Annotated in this window: 18 protein-coding genes; 13 read left to right on the plus strand and 5 right to left on the minus strand. The window is 56.3% G+C overall.

The window, feature by feature from the left end; all coding sequences use genetic code 11:
* Positions 1-314: 314 nt before the first annotated feature.
* The 4 genes from hslO to KTH07_RS22245 form a co-directional block, all read right to left on the minus strand.
* Positions 315-1,193 carry an Hsp33 family molecular chaperone HslO gene (gene hslO, locus KTH07_RS22230; protein WP_023304550.1) on the minus strand — a complete coding sequence of 293 codons (879 nt, stop codon included), beginning with the start codon at positions 1,191-1,193 and terminating at the stop codon, positions 315-317.
* 24 nt (positions 1,194-1,217) lie between these two features.
* The gene (gene hslR / locus KTH07_RS22235; RefSeq protein WP_003861618.1) at positions 1,218-1,619 is read right to left on the minus strand and encodes a ribosome-associated heat shock protein Hsp15; all 402 of its coding nucleotides are present in this window, start codon (positions 1,617-1,619) and stop codon (positions 1,218-1,220) included.
* Positions 1,616-2,299, minus strand: a complete 684-nt coding sequence (gene yrfG / locus KTH07_RS22240) for a GMP/IMP nucleotidase (RefSeq protein ID WP_000550486.1) — start codon at positions 2,297-2,299, stop codon at positions 1,616-1,618. Before yrfG ends, hslR begins: the two co-directional genes overlap by 4 nt.
* Before the next feature lie 64 nt (positions 2,300-2,363).
* A complete protein-coding gene (locus KTH07_RS22245) occupies positions 2,364-4,502 on the minus strand; it encodes an intracellular growth attenuator family protein (RefSeq protein ID WP_017384151.1) in 2,139 nt (712 codons plus the stop codon).
* 327 nt (positions 4,503-4,829) lie between these two features.
* On the opposite strand from KTH07_RS22245, the gene nudE reads away from it, so the two are divergent.
* Positions 4,830-5,390: an ADP compounds hydrolase NudE gene (gene nudE / locus KTH07_RS22250; RefSeq protein ID WP_003861622.1), complete on the plus strand. Its 561-nt coding sequence runs from the start codon at positions 4,830-4,832 to the stop codon at positions 5,388-5,390.
* 94 nt (positions 5,391-5,484) lie between these two features.
* On the opposite strand, the gene mrcA is transcribed toward nudE, so the two are convergent.
* Positions 5,485-8,037, minus strand: coding sequence for a peptidoglycan glycosyltransferase/peptidoglycan DD-transpeptidase MrcA (mrcA, locus tag KTH07_RS22255; protein ID WP_017384152.1), 2,553 nt, complete (start codon positions 8,035-8,037; stop codon positions 5,485-5,487).
* A 120-nt stretch (positions 8,038-8,157) separates the two neighbouring features.
* Between mrcA and pilM the strand changes: the two genes are divergently transcribed.
* The 12 genes from pilM (at position 8,158) to trpS (ending at position 18,121) form a co-directional block, all read left to right on the plus strand.
* Positions 8,158-8,931 carry a pilus assembly protein PilM gene (gene pilM / locus KTH07_RS22260; protein WP_023304549.1) on the plus strand — a complete coding sequence of 258 codons (774 nt, stop codon included), beginning with the start codon at positions 8,158-8,160 and terminating at the stop codon, positions 8,929-8,931.
* Positions 8,931-9,422 (plus strand): PilN domain-containing protein, encoded by a 492-nt coding sequence (locus KTH07_RS22265; RefSeq protein ID WP_023304548.1) that lies wholly within the window; start codon positions 8,931-8,933, stop codon positions 9,420-9,422. Before pilM ends, KTH07_RS22265 begins: the two co-directional genes overlap by 1 nt.
* Positions 9,423-9,425: 3 nt before the next feature.
* A complete protein-coding gene (locus KTH07_RS22270; protein ID WP_023304547.1) occupies positions 9,426-9,878 on the plus strand; it encodes a hypothetical protein in 453 nt (150 codons plus the stop codon).
* A complete protein-coding gene (locus KTH07_RS22275; RefSeq protein WP_032620992.1) occupies positions 9,868-10,272 on the plus strand; it encodes a HofP DNA utilization family protein in 405 nt (134 codons plus the stop codon). Before KTH07_RS22270 ends, KTH07_RS22275 begins: the two co-directional genes overlap by 11 nt.
* Complete coding sequence (gene hofQ / locus KTH07_RS22280) at positions 10,184-11,422, plus strand: DNA uptake porin HofQ (protein ID WP_063162057.1); 1,239 nt, start codon at positions 10,184-10,186, stop codon at positions 11,420-11,422. Before KTH07_RS22275 ends, hofQ begins: the two co-directional genes overlap by 89 nt.
* A gap of 286 nt (positions 11,423-11,708) precedes the next feature.
* Entirely contained in the window at positions 11,709-12,230 is a 522-nt protein-coding gene (gene aroK, locus KTH07_RS22285) for a shikimate kinase AroK (RefSeq protein ID WP_003861630.1), read from the plus strand.
* A 57-nt stretch (positions 12,231-12,287) separates the two neighbouring features.
* The gene (gene aroB / locus KTH07_RS22290; protein ID WP_003861631.1) at positions 12,288-13,376 is read left to right on the plus strand and encodes a 3-dehydroquinate synthase; all 1,089 of its coding nucleotides are present in this window, start codon (positions 12,288-12,290) and stop codon (positions 13,374-13,376) included.
* Between the two features lie 92 nt (positions 13,377-13,468).
* Complete coding sequence (gene damX / locus KTH07_RS22295; protein ID WP_017693869.1) at positions 13,469-14,773, plus strand: cell division protein DamX; 1,305 nt, start codon at positions 13,469-13,471, stop codon at positions 14,771-14,773.
* A gap of 67 nt (positions 14,774-14,840) precedes the next feature.
* Positions 14,841-15,653 (plus strand): adenine-specific DNA-methyltransferase, encoded by an 813-nt coding sequence (dam, locus tag KTH07_RS22300; RefSeq protein WP_015571432.1) that lies wholly within the window; start codon positions 14,841-14,843, stop codon positions 15,651-15,653.
* A gap of 39 nt (positions 15,654-15,692) precedes the next feature.
* Positions 15,693-16,370 carry a ribulose-phosphate 3-epimerase gene (gene rpe / locus KTH07_RS22305; RefSeq protein WP_003861634.1) on the plus strand — a complete coding sequence of 226 codons (678 nt, stop codon included), beginning with the start codon at positions 15,693-15,695 and terminating at the stop codon, positions 16,368-16,370.
* Entirely contained in the window at positions 16,363-17,124 is a 762-nt protein-coding gene (gene gph / locus KTH07_RS22310; protein WP_015571431.1) for a phosphoglycolate phosphatase, read from the plus strand. Before rpe ends, gph begins: the two co-directional genes overlap by 8 nt.
* The gene (gene trpS, locus KTH07_RS22315; RefSeq protein WP_015571430.1) at positions 17,117-18,121 is read left to right on the plus strand and encodes a tryptophan--tRNA ligase; all 1,005 of its coding nucleotides are present in this window, start codon (positions 17,117-17,119) and stop codon (positions 18,119-18,121) included. Before gph ends, trpS begins: the two co-directional genes overlap by 8 nt.
* The last annotated feature ends 122 nt before the right edge of the window (positions 18,122-18,243 follow it).

Below are 18,243 nucleotides of genomic sequence, written 5' to 3' on the forward strand. Positions count from 1 at the left end.
ACGGGGCTCATAGATTTACGTATCTGGTCAAAACCCTTACTAACGGAAAACGCTGCGACTCCAGTCACAGGGCGGGCAGATTATCGCAGGAATCGCTTTTTGGATGGGGAAAATGTTCTTAAAAGGTTAATCTCTGGTGAATTTATCCAGAAGAATGTGAATGTAATCGCATACATGTAAGAAAATTACGTAAGGGTTACATTGGGAAAACGATTCAGCTTGGGTGGCGTTTTTTAACCCTCACCCCAAAGGGGTGAGGGTGTTCAAGTTCCCTCTCCTCGTTGGGGAGAGGGTTAGGGTGAGGGGAAAGAGGTTTAGTGAACCTGCGGGTCCGCCGGAGAGGCGTTATTGCGGATCTCCGCGATATCCATGGAATTGAACACGTAGTGCGTACCGCAGTAATCACAGTGCATATCGATCTCACCGTCTTCCGCCATGATGCTGTCGATCTCTTCATCCGGCAGCGTTTTCAGGGCGCCAGCACAACGCTCGCGAGAGCAGGTGCACTTAAATTCCACATCCTGCGGATCGTAAACCGTCACTTCTTCTTCGTGGTACAGACGCCACAGCACGTCGGTCGCCGACAGGGTGAACAACTCTTCCGCTTTGATGGTTTCCGTCAACGTTGCCAGATGCTCGAAATCATTGGTCTGCGCATCCTGCGCAGGCAGAACCTGAAGCAGCATACCACCGGCAGCAGGCTGACCATCCACTTCACCGGTGCGGATGAACAGGCGGGTTGGCAGCTGTTCGGAACGCATGAAGTAATCTTCCAGGCAGGCGGCAAGCGTGTCGCCTTCCAGACCGACAACGCCCTGATAGCGCTCACCCTCTTCAGGCGAGATCGTGATAACCAGGTAGCCATTTCCGACCAGCGTTTTCAGATCCGCATTTTCAGGGATATCGCCCTGAACGCGCGCCACGCCGCGCATCTGCTGCTGGTTATTGCCGTTGATCACCGCCAGCGACATCGGGCCATCACCCTGCAACTGAACGGTAATATCGCCAGCGAACTTCAGCGTGGCGGTCAGCAGGCTGGTGGCAACCAGCAGTTCGCCCAACAGGGTTTTCACCGGCAGCGGGTAGTTGTGGTTTTCCAGAATCTGTTTCCAGGTTTCGGATACGGTGACCAGCTCGCCGCGCACGGCGAATTGTTCAAACAGATAGCGGTGTAATTGGTCGTGTTGGGCCATTTTCATCTCTCGTGCAGGTGAGGGTTACTCGCTCTCACCGTGTTTAAATTTCATCAGATCGCGGCGCTCTTTTTTATCCGGTCGCCGGTCCGGGTGAGGCATGGTCAGCGCATTCATCTTGCGCGCCAGCGCGGTTTTCTCGCGCTTCTCTATGCTTTCGGCCGTCTCTTCATACAGCAAAACGGCTTCGGTTGCGGGCCGCCGCTGCTCGGTAATGGCTTTCACCACCACCGTTTTCTCATCGTTGCCCTGGCGAAGCGTTAGCGTGGCATTCAGTTCAACCAGCTTGCTCGGTTTGCTGCGCTGACCGTTGTAATGCACCTTTCCGCCATCAACCATTTCACGGGCAAGGGCGCGCGTTTTGTAAAAACGGGCGGCCCACAGCCATTTATCCAGTCTTACCCCATCAGAGGGTTTTTCTTTCATGGCGTCTCCTTCACAGTGAGTGAGGGGATCATCCGGCGATAGTCGTTCAGCCCCGGATGTCGCAGATAGCTTTTTTCAGCCAGGCCGGAATCCGGATTGGTCACGCCCAGACAATAGCGAATGCCAAAAGCGGCCGCAGAATCCAGAATCGGCTCGCTGTCGTCAATAAACAGCGTGCGTTCCGGCTGTAAACCGGTCTCTTCCACCACGGCATGCCACAACCGCTGATCCTCTTTCGGATAACCAAATGTGTGGGTGGAAAGCAATAAATCAAGGTGTGAAGCAAGACCGGTATGTTCCAGCTTCACGGCCAGGTTATGGGGATGCGCATTCGTCAGCAAAATGCGGCGCTTACCGCAGGCTTTCAGCGCATCCAGGAACGGGACCGTATCGTCGCGCAGTACGGCGCGTGCGCCCTGGGCGGTGGTCATGGCACAAATATCCAAACCGAGTCGCTCGCTCCAGTAGTCAAGACAGTACCAGTTTAGCGTATGCTGCACCGCGCTATATTGCGAACGAATGAATTCCTGCGCTTCCGCCGGGGAGATCCCCTGCTGTTCACCGTATGTTTCCGGGACCAGCTTTTGCCAGAAATAGTTATCAAAGGCGAGATCAAGCAGCGTGCCGTCCATATCAAGCAGGACGGTATCGACCGCCTGCCAGTCGATATTAAGATGCATAAGGGGGAACTCCAGCCAGAAGAAACGTGCGCGACAGGGTAGCACAACTTGTCGAGCAGGGACGTTATCCGATCAGGCTCTCGGAAGAGGAGATCAGTTTCGGGTTCAGGCAATTTTCGTAGTAGGCCTGGATTTCTGCCAGCCGCGTGCGGGAACGCTGATAGCGGCGTACGGCCTGATAACCGTTCCAGACAATGCACGCCAGCATTGCAATCAGCAGCAGGGATGTCCCTATATAGCGCCACAGGCCAGCGCTATCCGGCATACGGTGCAGGCCAATATGACGCGTGCCGTTGGCGTCGGTAAAGAGGGTGGTGACGATCCCTTCCGCGCTGAATGGCGTCTGCATCAGCATCTGCGCCAGACGCTGGAATTCGCTCCACTGCTCCTGGGCAGGATAGTCATAGAGCGAAACCTGCGGATAAGGTTGATCCACCAGGTCGCTGCCTTCATCGCTGGCAATCACAAAACCGCCGGGCGCCGGGCTGTTAAGCGCCTGGGCAGCACGGGTGGTTTCACGCATCACGAAGGGGGCGGTAGAGGTCGCCACCAGGTTATCCAGCGACTCGGCGCTGACCGGACGCAGAAGCACGTTCACACCGTCCAGGCGTCCCGCTTCGGCGCGTTTCACCAGCGCGTCCCAGTCTTTGCTGTTGCCGAGGTTGACCAGCGCGTTCTTGAGCCGGATACAGTCATCCTGGGCGGAACAGAGATCCTCTGTTTTCAGGACGATTTCGCCAAAGTCATCCAGCAGTACCATGCCCGACTTCTGAATAGCCGAACGCAGGGCAGGGCTGACGCGAGAATCATCATCCGGTTTTGGATGGAGCTGGCGATTAATCGTCTGGGTGAGCGCAGTGGCCTTGTTGACCACATCCGATTCCGGCAGCGGCAGCGGAGAGGCGTCATTCCAGATGATCTGAGAGCAGTCGAACGGCGCGAACGGCGAGTTCTGGCGCGTGTTCCAGGCGCCCGGCGTGTGGATATTACACATCCCGGTGCCTTTGAGGCGCAACGTATCTCCCACGCGTACACCCGCTTCTTCGAGCTGCTGTACGCTGGTGGCTTCCACAGTTTGCGCCCCTTTGATCCACGACAGGGTAAATTTAATCGGCATATCCAGCGGCACGAAGAGCAGCAGCATGACGAAGATTAACGCGGCACCACCGGCAATCACCGCGCTGCGGAGCCAGTGCTGAAGCGGGAAGTTTTTCACTTCGTCGTGCAGGGATAAGTAGCGCCCCTGGCGTACAACGTGGCGGTCGAGATAGATATCAATATCCGTTTTGTGGCCAAGGTCCTGCGCTATCCACGGCTGCCAGTGGCGCGGATAGATAAGATCGATGATCCCGAGCGAGATATTGTTGATATGTTCCTGATCGTTCTCACCGAACAGTCCCCAGCGTTTTGGGGTTCCGCGCAGGCAGTGAATTTCGCGTAATGACGTTTTTGCCGGCGGAGCAAATATGCCCCACAGCCCGGCGGCCAGAAGCAGTACTGCGCCACCCGCGAGCCACGGAACAAACACGTCCGGCGTCAGCAGGCAGATGAAAAAGAGCAGGAACGAGGCGACAATCAACACCGCTTCGCGAATGCCATCCGGGCGGCTCAGGACGTACTCTTCATGCGTCTCCTGGCGGATGTTCAGCAGTTCGATCTGCTCAGTCTCTTCACCGCGAATAGAGGCCTGCGTTCCGCTTGCGCGTTCCAGCGCAAAGCGTGGCGCTTCCTGAACATATTCGCTCAGAGTATGACCATTGAGGGAGATAACCAGCGGCAGCGTATCGGTATGGATGAGCTCGACGCTGTTTTCGTCGTTAATATACTGCTCCCAGAAGGGAGGCAGGTGCACTTCAACAGAGTCGAGATAGTAACGCCACTTGTTGGGATCGTCGGTTGTAATGCCGTAGCGGGTAATGGAGCGCGTTACGCACAGAACGGTGTCACTTTGGGCGTTCAGGTTGAGCGATACGGGGGCGGCGCTGGCGCCGGTAGGGCCAGGCGAAAGCCGGGATCGGTTCAGCGTGTCGAGATACTGCTCAACGGTGCTGCGTTCCTCTGGCGAAAGCTTGCGCGTGTTTGCCCCGGCAAACGCGTTCAAAAAGGGCAGCCGATAACGGCGATGTACGCGGCGCCTGAATACCCACACCGCAATCGACGCGCAGGCCAGCACAGCAGCGAGAAAAATCAAAATGGTGCTCATGCTTTCCCCATCTTACTTATCTTCTTACAGGTGTTGTCAGTCGCACCTTTTGTACAATGAATGAGATTCTGTGGTCGGCTATCGGCAAGTATGGAGTCTAACTTGAGCATGTTGACGCGCATCCCAGTGACCGGTAATGATAACAAAGCCTGTTCCGGCGCGATATCAGCAAATTCCTGGAAACATTTCAACCTCTTGACATTTGTTTTGAAATGAGAATCGCCTACAGTTACGTTGCATAAATGTAAATAAAGAGCAATTGACATTGCCGAAACCGTGCGGCGTATCGCACAATAAAGCCAGTTCACCCAGCAAAGACCCGTCAAGATGACCAAACCCTTACAAAAGCCCACCATTCTGAATGTTGAAACCGTCGCGAAATCGCGTCTGTTTAATGTCGAAAGCGTGGATCTGGAGTTCAGCAACGGTGTGCGTCGTGTTTATGAGCGTATGCGCCCCTCCTCGCGTGAAGCGGTGATGATTGTGCCCATCGTCGACGAGCACCTGATCCTCATTCGTGAATACGCCGTGGGCACAGAATCCTACGAGCTGGGTTTCTCCAAAGGACTGATCGACCCGGGCGAAACGGTGTTTGAAGCGGCAAACCGGGAGCTGAAAGAAGAGGTCGGTTTTGGCGCGAAAGAGCTGACGTTCCTGAAAAAGCTGAGCATGGCACCGTCCTATTTCTCCAGCAAAATGAACATCGTTGTCGCGGAAGATCTCTATCCTGAATCGCTGGAAGGAGACGAGCCGGAACCGCTGCCGCAGGTTCGCTGGCCGCTGGCTCATCTGATGGATTTGCTGGAAGATCCTGACTTTAACGAGGCGCGCAACGTGAGCGCACTGTTCCTGGTGCGGGAATGGCTGAAGGGGCAGGGGCGTTTGTAGCGCCACCATTAAAAACGGCAACCGAAGGTTGCCGTTTTGCATTGACGTTGTAGGCCGGGTCAGGCGTAGTCGCCACCCGGCTTTTTTGTTGGCGTCAGAACAGCTCGTGCGTCTCGCCGTTATCAATGATCTCTGTACCCACCTCATGCACTGCCTGCGTGGTTGGCTGCGTACCCTCGATGAAATACTCGGCACGGCTGTTACCGCCATTCGCGAGCTGTCCGGTACTGCGGTCGATATTCACCGTCACCACGCCCGGTGGAGGCGTTAGCGGCTGCTCTGGTACGCCCTCGAGAACGGCCTTCATGTATGCATCCCAGGCAGGTTGCGCACTCTTCGCGCCGCCTTCGTATCCGGAAATCTGATCTTTAATCGCGCCAGAGGCGGTGGTGCGCCCCAGATCGCGGCGGTGATCGTCAAAACCAATCCAGACGGAGGTGACAACCCCCGGGCCATAACCTGAGAACCAGGCATCTTTTGAACTGTTGGTTGTCCCGGTTTTGCCGCCGATGTCGTGGCGCTGCAAATCGCGGCCCGCTCGCCAGCCGGTGCCTTGCCAGCCCGGTTCGCCAAAGATGTTGGTGTTCAGTGCGCTCTTAATCAGGAACGACAGCGGCGTGCTGATCACGTGCGGGGCATACTCCTGCGCGCCACTCTGGGCGACCAGCGCCTGATTGGCCTGTTCCAGCTGAGGCTGCGGCACCGCCAGATTCTGACGTTCCTGAGAGATCGCCACATCTTCCATATCCTTGTTTTCCAGGACATTGGATTTTGGCGTGTCGCCGTAAATCACCGGAATATCGCATTCAGGGCAGGCAATTTTCGGTTTCGCTTCAAACAGTACGCCGCCCTGATCGTTCTCGATTTTGCTGATGAAATACGGATCGACCAGGAAGCCGCCGTTCGCCATCACCGAGTAGCCACGCGCAACCTGGAGCGGCGTAAAGGACGCGGAGCCGAGCGCCAGAGATTCAGTATGAACGATGTTTTGCGCCGGGAAGCCAAAGCGTTGCAGATACTCTGCCGCATAATCCACGCCCATCGCACGCATCGCGCGAACCATGACCACGTTCTTCGACTGGCCAAGGCCCTGGCGCAGGCGGATAGGGCCAGCGTATTGCGCCGGAGAGTTCTTCGGCTGCCAGTCAGAGCCCGCACCGGCATCCCAGCGGGAAATTGGCACGTCGTTGAGAATGCTGGCGAGAGTCAGCCCCTTATCCATCGCCGCGGTATACAGGAACGGTTTGATGTTCGAACCAACCTGACGCAGCGCCTGGGTCGCGCGGTTAAATTTGCTCTGGTTGAAATCGAACCCGCCAACCAGCGCCATCACGGCGCCGTTCTGCGGATTGATGGAGACCAGCGCAGAGTTTACGTCCGGCACCTGCGCCAACCACCAGGCATCGCCGACCTGACGCACCCAGATTTGTTGTCCGGTTTGTACGACATCGGTCACTTTACGTGGCGTAGGCCCCTGAAGGGTGTCAGAACGGTATGGACGCGCCCAGCGGACACCCTCCATGCGCAGCGAAACGGATGTGCCATCGGCCATCATCGCCACTGCTTCCTGTGGATCGGCCTGGGTGACGACCGCCGGACGCAGCGGGCCATAGGTCGGCAGCGCTTTCAGGGAATCCGTGATTTTTTTACTGTCCCATGCGCCTTCACCCACTTTCCACAGCACGTTGGACGGGCCGCGATAGCCGTGACGCATATCGTAATCCATCACGTTATTACGCACCGCCTGCTGGGCAGCCTGCTGCACCTTGCGGGTCACGGTGGTATAGACGCGATAACCATCTTCATACGCTTTATCACCGTAGCGACTCACCATCTCCTGGCGAACCATTTCAGTGAGATACGGTGCAGAGAAAGCAATTTCCGGCGCATGGTAATTGGCGTCAATAACGTCGCTGCGCGCCTTATCGTACTCAGACTGGCTGATATAGCCTTCGCTCAACATACGCGACAGCACCACGTTACGGCGCGCGGTGGCGCGGTCCAGCGAGTAGAGCGGGTTAAACGTGGATGGCGCTTTTGGCAGGCCGGCAATGGTCGCCATTTCGCTCAGCGTGAGCTGATCGATCGGCTTACCAAAATAGACCTGAGCCGCAGCCCCTACGCCATAGGCGCGGTAGCCCAGATAGATCTTGTTGAGGTAAAGCTCAAGGATCTCGTCTTTGCTCAGCAGTTGCTCAATGCGGATCGCGAGGAACACCTCTTTGATCTTACGCATCAGCGTCTTTTCCGGGCTGAGGAAGAAGTTACGCGCCAGCTGCTGGGTAATGGTACTTGCCCCCTGAGAGGCATGACCGGAGAACAGCGCCACGCTTGCCGCACGGAAAATACCGACCGGATCGACACCGTGGTGCTCGTAAAAACGGCTGTCCTCGGTGGCGATAAAAGCCTTCACCATCACGGGTGGAATTTGATTTAAGGTCAGAGGGATACGACGTTTCTCGCCGTATTGCGCCATCAGTTCACCATCGGCGCTATAGACCTGCATAGGGATCTGAAGCCGCACATCACGAAGCGTGGCGACATCAGGGAGTTGCGGCTCGACATATTTGTACAAACCAATAATCGAGCCTGCTCCCAGCAGAATGCAACAGACTGCAAGGATCAATAAATACTTTACGAACTTCACCGGAGATTTCCCATTTGGTTTAGCCTGGGCAGTTTCTAAACAATCGCGCGGTAGTATAAAGGCAAGCCTGATTCATTGATATAGCCGTCACTCCGACGGGCGATAAGGAGATCGTGAAGCATGGCTTTTAAAACGTGGCAAACAGGCGTTCATATTCAACAGGATAAGGTGGTTGCGGTAGCGCTGACCAGAGAGCGGGCCGGATGGCGTTTACGGCGCTGGTGGGCGGTGCCGCTGTCGGACGGCGTTATCGGGGAAGGCAAAATACTTAAGCCAGAACAGCTGGTTAACGCATTACGTGGCTGGCGGAAAACATTGCCGCACTCGCATCGGGTATTTCTCTCATTTCCGGCGACGCGCGTTCTGCAACGCGCGTTGCCCCGTCCATCCGTTACCTTGCGTGACAGCGAACAGCTCACCTGGGTAGGCGCCGCATTAGCGCGTGAGCTGGAGATGCCCGCCGATACGCTCTGCTTTGACTACGCGCATGATACGTTCAGCAACACTTTTCAGGTTACCGCAGCGCAAAACAGAGAGGTCGATACCCTGTTGACGCTGGCGAACGCGCTGCGTTTGCGTCTGGCAGCAATCGCCCCGGATGCCGGCGCGCTGGCTAATCTTCTCTCTGCTGTTGCCCCCGCCCGGTGCGTCGCCTGGAGAGATCAACACCAGTGGCTATGGGCGATGCGTCACCAGTGGGGGCGGCGCTACACCACAGAAGCGGCGACGGTGAATGAACTGGCGGCGCTGCTTGCGCTTTCTCCTTCTGATATCGCCGTGTTTGATGCTGGCCGCGAACCCTGGGAAGCGGTGACGCTGTGCCAGCCGCCGCTGCCGGAATGCGGTGCTGATTACACCGTCGCCCTGGCGCTGGCCATGAGCGAGGCGCCGTAATGAGCATACCCAATCTTTTACCCTGGCGTCGGCAGCAACGTAATCAGCGCCTGCGTTTCTGGGGGCTGCTGTTTGCTGGCTCACTGCTGGTGATGCTGGCGGGAGGTATCAGCCTGCGGGCGACGCAGTCTCTCGCGTTACAGGCGTTGCAGAGCGAACTGGCGGGGACGCGTGCAGTGCAGAAGGTATTGAAAGCCCGTCAGCCGCAGTCAGCGGGGCAGAAAACCCCTTCGCCGCCGTCTGATCCGGCCTGGCAACCTGCGCTGGAGTCCCTTGCCAGCGCAATGCCCCGGCAGGCGTGGCTGACGGCGCTGCGTTATCAGCCACCCTCGCTGACCCTGACCGGCTATACCACCTCACTGCCAGCGCTCTCCGCCATGACCGATGCCCTGAAAAGGGTGACGGGATTTAACCCCGGACCGGCAGGCGAAATGCAACAGGATAGCCAGGGGCGATGGATGTTCTCTTTTCAACTACATAGCCGGAGGTAGCAGGTGGGTATCTGGTATCAACGCTGGACTGATGCACGTCCTTCCCGGCGCGTCCTTTGCTGGTTGATCGCATCGGGGCTTGTTGCGTGGGCAATTTGGGGACTGCTGCTCAGGCCCGCTGCTCTGCGTTACGCCGATATTCAGGCGCAGGCCATCAGTGCGAAGCGAATCAACGCCTCGCTGTGGCCAGAGGCCGGACGGCGAGTAGTGGTTACGCAAGTGACGCCCTCGCAGCCCTTTTCTCCCCTGGCTTTTCAGCGTGAGGGCGCAAGGCTGGTGTACTGGAAGCCGCAGCAGCGTGGGGGAGAGCTGGCGCTGGATGCCTCCTGGGGCGCGGTTCCGGCGCTCTTTTCCCGGCTGGCGCTTGAGAACGCGCGGGTGAGTGCGTTTTCCATCACCCCACAGGGCAAACGCCTACGCCTCAGCCTGCAACTGGAGATCGGTCATGCGCAGTAAAGCCCGTTTGCTGATCCTGCTTTCTCCGCTTTTCCTGACCGGAATGCGGGATCCCTTCTCTGTGCCGGAAGAGCGTTGCGCAGCCGGGCAGCTCAGCCAGTGGCGGTATCAGGGGGTAGTCAGCGGCAGCAGGGATATCGGCCTTATACAGGACGGGCAGAAACGCTGGCACCGGGTAAAAACGCAGATGCGGTTACCGACAGGCTGGCGGGTGAGCGCGATAGATAAACAACAACTGACTGTTGATGTCGGCGACATGTGCGAGCCGAAGCGATGGACATGGCAACGAGAAGGAACGAAAAAAAGTGAAGATAAGGATAGGGCTGTTACTGGCGGCACTCAGCCAGCCCCTGTGGGCCGCGACGCCAAAACCGGTCACCCTGCTGGTGGATGATGTCCCGGTGGTGCAGATATTACAGGCGCTGGTGGGGCAGGAGGATCGCAATCTGGTGGTGTCGCCGGATGTCAGCGGTTCGCTTTCGCTGAATTTAACGCGGGTGCCCTGGAGACAGGCGCTTCAGACAGTAGTGAACAGCGCCGGGCTGGTATTGCGGGAAGAGGGCGGCATTTTTTATGTGCATACGGCGGCCTGGCAACGGGAGCAACAGACGCGTAAAGAGCAGGAGCGGGCCCAGCGTCTGCTTGACGCCCCGCTGCACTCTCACAGCATTCCGTTTGCTTATGCGGATGCAGCCGAATTGCAAAAAGCGGCAGAAAAGCTCTTAAGCCCGAAAGGCAGTCTCTCCGTCGACAAGCGCACCAACCGTTTCCTGGTCAGGGATAACCAGACGGTGGTGGATATGCTCCAGCGCTGGGCTGTGCAGATGGATCTGCCCGTCGAGCAGGTGGAACTGGCGGCGCAGATTGTGACCATCAGTGAAAAAAGCCTGCGTGAACTGGGGGTGAAATGGAACCTCGCTGACGCAACGGAGGCCGGTAAGGTGGGTCAGGTCACGACGCTGGGGGCGGACCTGTCGGTGGCCAGTGCAACCACCCACGCAGGGTTTAACATCGGGCGCATCAACGGCAGGATGCTGGATCTTGAGTTGTCGGCGCTTGAGCAAAAGCAGCAGGTGGATATCATCGCCAGCCCGCGGCTGCTGGCGTCGCACATGCAGCCGGCCAGCATCAAGCAGGGCAGCGAAATCCCGTATCAGGTTTCCAGCGGCGAAAGCGGGGCGACATCCGTTGAATTTAAAGAAGCGGTATTAGGCATGGAGGTCACGCCGGTGGTCCTGCCGGGTGGTCGCATGCGCCTGAAACTGCATATCAGTGAAAATATGCCCGGCCAGGTGCTGCAACAGGCAGACGGCGAAACGCTGGCGATCGATAAGCAGGAGATCGAAACGCAGGTAGAGGTAAAAAGTGGGGAAACGCTCGCGCTGGGCGGGATCTTTTCGCAAAAGAATAAAACCGGACGCGACAGCGTGCCCGTGCTGGGCAACATTCCGTGGCTGGGTCAGCTGTTCCGCCATGACGGAAAAGATAACGAACGGCGCGAGTTAGTGGTGTTTATCACGCCACGTCTGGTCAGTATTCAGTAATGGGTAACGATCCCCGCAATGATTTTGCATTCAGTTTGTTGCAGATGTTTGACGTGGGGCATGAATTAGCATACAAGGAGTACCGATTTGAGTTGGACTTACGTCTTATTTCCTTATGCGCCGGGAACGGTGATTTAATCAGTTGCCAAACAAGCCGGAGTATTGAGATAATTTTTCGTCTGACTCTCGCTCTATTGCAAATGAGGTTTCAGTTCATGTCCTGCTACGCCGGGTGTCTGCGCAGCGGGGATTACCATTAACGAATAGTCTTAGTAGTACCGAAAAAATGGCAGAGAAACGCAATATCTTTCTGGTTGGGCCTATGGGTGCCGGCAAAAGCACTATTGGGCGTCAGTTAGCTCAACAACTCAATATGGAATTTTACGATTCTGATCAAGAGATTGAGAAACGAACCGGAGCGGATGTGGGCTGGGTCTTCGACGTAGAAGGCGAAGAAGGTTTCCGTGACCGAGAAGAAAAAGTGATCAACGAACTCACGGAAAAACAGGGCATTGTGCTGGCAACTGGCGGTGGCTCTGTAAAATCTCGCGAAACCCGCAACCGTCTCTCCGCCCGTGGCGTAGTGGTCTATCTTGAGACGACCATCGAAAAACAGCTGGCACGCACGCAGCGTGATAAAAAGCGCCCGTTGTTGCAGGTTGAAACACCGCCACGTGAAGTTCTGGAAGCTTTGGCCGATGAACGCAATCCTCTGTACGAAGAGATTGCTGATGTGACCATTCGTACTGACGATCAAAGTGCTAAAGTGGTTGCAAACCAGATTATTCATATGCTGGAAAGCAACTGATTCTGGCTTTATATACACTCGCCTGCGGGTAAAAGCATTTAAGGTGGATGTCGCGTCATGGAGAGGATTACAGTTACTCTCGGGGAACGTAGTTACCCTATCACCATCGCGGCTGGTTTGTTTAACGACCCAGCTTCCTTCTTACCACTGAAAGCGGGTGATCAGGCGATGCTGGTCACCAACGAGACGCTGGCTCCGCTTTATCTCGACCGTGTACGTCACCTGCTTGAGCAGGCGGGCGTGAAGGTCGACAGTGTGATTCTGCCCGATGGCGAGCAGTACAAAAGCCTGACGGTACTGGATACCGTCTTTACCGCACTTCTGCAAAAACCGCACGGTCGTGATACAACACTGCTTGCCCTGGGCGGCGGCGTTGTGGGCGATCTGACCGGTTTTGCAGCCGCCAGCTATCAGCGCGGCGTGCGCTTTATTCAAATTCCAACCACGTTGCTCTCACAGGTCGATTCTTCTGTGGGCGGTAAAACGGCGGTTAACCATCCGCTCGGCAAAAACATGATTGGCGCGTTCTACCAGCCTGCCTCGGTGGTGGTGGATCTCGACTGTCTGAAAACCTTGCCAGCGCGCGAACTGGCGTCCGGCCTTGCAGAAGTGATCAAATACGGCATTATTCTTGACGGGGAATTCTTCACCTGGCTGGAAGAGAATATGGATGCGCTGCTGCGCCTCGACGGGCAGGCAATGGCCTACTGTATTCGCCGTTGTTGTGAGCTGAAAGCAGAAGTCGTTGCCGCAGATGAGCGTGAAACCGGCTTACGTGCTTTACTGAATCTGGGGCATACGTTTGGTCATGCGATCGAAGCCGAAATGGGCTACGGTAACTGGCTTCACGGTGAAGCTGTCGCTGCCGGAATGGTTATGGCGGCGCGAGCCTCTGAACGTCTGGGGCAGTTCAGGCCGGAAGAGACAGCACGTATCATCGCGTTGCTTAAACGTGCTGGCTTGCCGGTGAGTGGTCCGCAGGAAATGTCTGCGCAGGCGTACCTTCCCCACATGATGCGCGATAAAAAAGTATTGGCAGGTGAGATGCGTCTGGTACTCCCGCTTGCAATAGGGAAAAGTGAAGTGCGCGGCGGAGTGCCGCACGAAGTCGTACTTGGCGCTATTGCTGATTGTCAGCAGGCGTAACAACTAGAAAGGTCAGACCGCTGTAACAGGTGGTCGTTTTAGCTTCAGGTAAATGCAGAGTCGTTGGCAGAAGCCTTTGAGTGGGGTGTTAAATGGATGAATTCAAACCAGAAGACGAGCTGAAACCCGATCCCAGCGATCGTCGTACTGGTCGTTCTCGTCAATCTTCAGAACGTGATAACGAGCCGCAGATCAATTTTGACGATGTCGAACTGGATGCAGACGATCGTCGCCCTTCGCGTAGCCGTAACGCGCGAAATGAGCGAGAAGACGAGGAGTATGAATCCGAAGAAGAGTTAATGGATGAACAGCCTGTTGAACGTCGTCCGCGCAAACGTAAAAAAGCGGTAGCGGCAAAACCGGCCTCCCGTCAGTACATTATGATGGGCCTTGGCGTTCTGGTGCTGGTCTTGCTGATTGTCGGCATTGGGTCCGCGCTAAAAGCACCTTCTACCAATTCTACCGAGCAGACGGCGTCTGCCGAGAAGAGCATTGACCTGTCTGGTAACGATGCGAGCAACCAGGCGAATGGCGCTCAGCCTGCGCCGGGCACCACTTCCGCAGAGCAGACCGCAGGTAACACCAGCGCTGGCCAGGATATCTCTCTGCCGCCTGTCTCTGCGACCCCGACTCAGGGCCAGGCGCCTGCGACGCCTGAAGGTCAGCAGCGTGTTGAAGTTCAGGGCGATCTGAACAATGCGCTGATGCAGCCGCAGAATCAGGAGCAGGTTAACGCTGCCGTGGTGAACTCCACGCTGCCAACTGAACCAGCCACCGTTGCGCCAGTTCATGGCAGCAATGCCCAGCAGCAAACGGCGACAACGGAAACCAAACCGCGCCAGACGCAGACTGCGCCACGCCAGGAGCGTAAGCAGGCTGTGATTGAGCCGAAGCGTGAGACGAAACCGCAAACCGTGGCAAAAGCGCCAGAAACGAAAGCGCCAGCGCAGACCAAACCTGCTGTGAGCCAGCCGGTTAAAGCGCCAACGCCTGCGGCAACCACTGCACCGAAAGCAACGGCGACCACAACCGCGCCTGCTGCAACAACACCTTCTGCAACAACACCTGCGGCTCCCGCAGCCAAAACGGGCGCTGCATCAGGTAAAACGACGGGCAACGTGGGTTCTTTGCAGTCGGCCTCTTCCAGCAACTACACCCTTCAGCTGAGCAGTTCGTCTAACTATGACAACCTCAACGCCTGGGCGAAGAAATCGAATCTGAAAAACTACGTGGTTTATCAGACGACCCGTAACGGTCAACCGTGGTATGTGCTGGTGAGTGGTATTTATGCTTCCAAAGATGAAGCAAAACGTGCCGTTTCCACGCTGCCAGCCGACGTGCAGGCGAAAAACCCGTGGGCGAAGCCGATTCATCAGGTGCAGGCCGATCTGAAGTAATGTTTAAAGCGCAGGATGCTGTCGGAGCTTTCTCCACAGCCGGAGAAGGTGTAATCAGTTAGTCAGCATGAAAAAAAATCGCGCTTTTCTGAAATGGGCAGGGGGGAAATACCCCCTGCTCGACGATATTAAAAAGCACCTGCCGAAAGGCGAGTGTCTTATCGAGCCCTTCGTGGGTGCTGGATCGGTGTTCCTGAATACCGATTTTTCTCGTTATATCCTGGCGGATATCAACAGCGACCTTATCAGCCTCTATAACATCGTCAAACTGCGTACCGATGAGTATGTGGAAGAGGCGCGGAAGCTGTTTACGCCAGAGAACAACAACCCGGACGTCTACTATCAGTTCCGCGCTGAGTTTAATCAAAGCCAGGATCCGTTCCGTCGCGCGCTGTTGTTTCTTTATCTCAACCGCCATGGTTACAACGGTCTGTGCCGGTATAATCTGCGTGGCGAGTTTAACGTGCCGTTTGGCCGCTATAAGCGTCCCTACTTCCCACAGGACGAGCTGTATCACTTTGCTGAAAAAGCGCAGAATGCCGAGTTCTACTGTCTCTCCTATGAAGAGTGCATGGATCTGGCGGGCGTAAACTCGGTGGTCTACTGCGACCCGCCTTACGCGCCACTGTCTGCCACGGCAAATTTCACCGCCTACCACACCAATAGCTTCAGCCCGGCCGAGCAGGCTCGTCTGGCTGAGATGGCGGAAAAGCTGGTCAGCAAAAGAATTCCGGTGTTAATTTCGAATCACGACACGCCTGATACGCGCGAATGGTACAAAGCCGCGAAGCATTTTCAGGTAAAAGTGCGGCGTAGCATTAGCAGCAACGGCGGCACACGTAAAAAGGTGGACGAACTTCTGGCGCTTTATCGACCCTGAGCCTTTGCCCGCCGGTAAACACATTTCAAGGAGATGCGGATGAAACAGTTTTTGATTGCCCCCTCAATTCTGTCGGCCGATTTTGCCCGCCTGGGTGAAGACACTGCCAAAGCTCTCGCGGCTGGCGCGGATGTCGTCCATTTCGACGTTATGGATAACCACTACGTTCCCAACCTGACCATCGGTCCGATGGTGCTTAAAGCGCTGCGTAACTACGGGATCACCGCGCCCATTGACGTGCATCTGATGGTGAAACCGGTTGACCGCATCGTGCCTGATTTCGCCGCGGCGGGTGCCAGTATCATCACTTTCCACCCGGAAGCCTCCGAACACGTTGACCGCACGCTACAGCTGATCAAAGAGAACGGCTGTAAGGCGGGACTGGTCTTTAACCCGGCGACCCCGCTGAGCTATCTCGACTACGTGATGGACAAGCTGGACGTGATCCTGCTGATGTCCGTCAACCCGGGCTTTGGTGGTCAGTCATTTATCCCTCAGACCCTCGACAAACTGCGTGAAGTGCGCCGCCGTATCGATGAGTCTGGCTATGATATTCGTCTGGAAGTGGACGGCGGCGTGAAGGTCAATAACATCGGTGAGATTGCGGCGGCAGGGGCGGATATGTTCGTCGCAGGCTCCGCCATCTTCGATCAACCGGATTACAAAAAAGTCATTGATGAAATGCGCCGTGAACTGGCGAAGGTAAGTCATGGATAAATTGCAGGCTATTCGGGGTGTAGCATTTGACCTCGACGGCACGCTGGTCGACAGCGCGCCAGGATTAACCCGCGCCGTCGATCAGGCGCTATATGCCCTTGAACTCCCCGTTGCAGGCGAAGAGCGCGTCGTGACGTGGATTGGTAACGGTGCAGACGTGCTGATGGAGCGCGCGCTGTCCTGGGCTCGTCAGGAGCGTGCCTCTCAGCGTTCCGCGCAAGGTAAACCGAGTGTTGACCACGCGGATATTCCCCAGGATGAGCAGCAGCGTATTCTGCGCAAACTGTTCGACCGTTTCTACGAAGAGACCGTCGAAGAGGGTAGCTTCCTGTTCCCGGATGTCGCTGAAACGCTGAGCGCGCTACATGCCAAAGGCATCCCGCTGGGACTGGTGACTAACAAGCCGACACCGTTCGTTGCGCCTCTGCTGGAAGCGCTGGATATCGCGAAATACTTCTCCGTAATTGTGGGCGGCGATGACGTGCAGAATAAAAAGCCGCATCCGGAACCGCTATTGCTGGTGGCAGGAAAATTATCCTTAGCGCCTGCGGAGCTGCTCTTTGTCGGGGATTCCCGCAATGATATTCTGGCTGCCAGAGCGGCAGGTTGCCCGTCGGTTGGGTTGACCTACGGCTACAACTACGGTGAAGCCATTACGTTGAGTGAGCCGGACGTTGTGTTCGACCACTTCAAAGATTTGTTGCCCGCACTCGGGCTCTCGCACAGTGAACATCAGGAATTGAATAATGACTAAGCCCATCGTTTTTAGTGGCGCACAGCCTTCAGGTGAACTGACCATTGGTAACTACATGGGTGCGTTACGTCAGTGGGTGAGCATGCAGGATGACTACCACTGCATTTACTGCATCGTGGATTTGCATGCTATCACCGCGCGTCAGGATCCCGAGAAGCTGCGCAAAGCAACACTTGATACGCTGGCGCTGTACCTGGCGTGCGGTATCGATCCAGAGAAGAGCACCATTTTCGTTCAGTCTCACGTGCCAGAGCACGCGCAGCTGGGCTGGGCGCTGAACTGCTACACCTATTTCGGCGAGCTGAGCCGCATGACCCAGTTCAAGGATAAGTCTGCCCGCTACTCTGAAAACATCAACGCCGGTCTGTTTGACTATCCGGTGCTGATGGCGGCCGACATTCTGCTGTACCAGACCAACCAGGTGCCGGTGGGTGAAGACCAGAAGCAGCACCTGGAGCTGAGCCGCGATATTGCCCAGCGCTTCAATGCGCTTTACGGTGACGTGTTCAAAGTGCCTGAGCCGTTTATTCCGAAATCCGGCGCGCGCGTGATGTCGCTGCTGGAGCCGACCAAAAAGATGTCCAAGTCTGACGATAACCGCAACAACGTTATCGGCCTGCTGGAAGATCCGAAATCAGTGGTGAAAAAGCTCAAGCGTGCGGTGACCGACTCCGACGAGCCGCCAGTGGTGCGCTACGACGTGCAGAACAAAGCGGGCGTGTCTAACCTGCTGGACATTCTCTCCGGTGTGACCGGACAGAGCATCCCTGAGCTGGAAAAACACTTTGAAGGCAAGATGTACGGCCACCTGAAAGGCGAAGTGGCAGACGCCGTTTCCGGCATGCTGACCGAGTTGCAGGAGCGCTATCACCGTTACCGTAACGACGAAGCTTTCCTGCAAAAAGTGATGAAAGAGGGCGCGGAAAAAGCCAGCGCGCGCGCCTCCGAAACCCTGAAAGCGGTGTACGACGCTATTGGGTTTGTGGCGAAACCTTAAGCCGCTTTGCCGGGTGGCGCTTACGCTTACCCGGCCTACGGGACCGTGCAGGTCGGGTAAGGCGGAGCAGCCACCCGACAAAACTGACGAAACAAAAAAACCGGGACATCCCCGGTTTTTTT

It is taken from the genome of Enterobacter cloacae complex sp. ECL72, assembly GCF_019056635.1.
In the GTDB taxonomy this organism is placed as follows: domain Bacteria; phylum Pseudomonadota; class Gammaproteobacteria; order Enterobacterales; family Enterobacteriaceae; genus Enterobacter; species Enterobacter hormaechei_C.

Coding starts and splice junctions, on each gene's coding strand:
- KTH07_RS22245 (WP_017384151.1), bottom strand. CDS start 4,502: ATGAGCACCATTTTGATTTTTCTCGCTGCTGTGCTGGCCTGCGCGTCG.
- hslR (WP_003861618.1), bottom strand. CDS start 1,619: ATGAAAGAAAAACCCTCTGATGGGGTAAGACTGGATAAATGGCTGTGG.
- KTH07_RS22265 (WP_023304548.1), top strand. CDS start 8,931: ATGAGCATACCCAATCTTTTACCCTGGCGTCGGCAGCAACGTAATCAG.
- hslO (WP_023304550.1), bottom strand. CDS start 1,193: ATGGCCCAACACGACCAATTACACCGCTATCTGTTTGAACAATTCGCC.
- damX (WP_017693869.1), top strand. CDS start 13,469: ATGGATGAATTCAAACCAGAAGACGAGCTGAAACCCGATCCCAGCGAT.
- gph (WP_015571431.1), top strand. CDS start 16,363: ATGGATAAATTGCAGGCTATTCGGGGTGTAGCATTTGACCTCGACGGC.
- KTH07_RS22275 (WP_032620992.1), top strand. CDS start 9,868: ATGCGCAGTAAAGCCCGTTTGCTGATCCTGCTTTCTCCGCTTTTCCTG.
- aroB (WP_003861631.1), top strand. CDS start 12,288: ATGGAGAGGATTACAGTTACTCTCGGGGAACGTAGTTACCCTATCACC.
- dam (WP_015571432.1), top strand. CDS start 14,841: ATGAAAAAAAATCGCGCTTTTCTGAAATGGGCAGGGGGGAAATACCCC.
- aroK (WP_003861630.1), top strand. CDS start 11,709: ATGGCAGAGAAACGCAATATCTTTCTGGTTGGGCCTATGGGTGCCGGC.
- rpe (WP_003861634.1), top strand. CDS start 15,693: ATGAAACAGTTTTTGATTGCCCCCTCAATTCTGTCGGCCGATTTTGCC.
- nudE (WP_003861622.1), top strand. CDS start 4,830: ATGACCAAACCCTTACAAAAGCCCACCATTCTGAATGTTGAAACCGTC.
- yrfG (WP_000550486.1), bottom strand. CDS start 2,299: ATGCATCTTAATATCGACTGGCAGGCGGTCGATACCGTCCTGCTTGAT.
- trpS (WP_015571430.1), top strand. CDS start 17,117: ATGACTAAGCCCATCGTTTTTAGTGGCGCACAGCCTTCAGGTGAACTG.
- pilM (WP_023304549.1), top strand. CDS start 8,158: ATGGCTTTTAAAACGTGGCAAACAGGCGTTCATATTCAACAGGATAAG.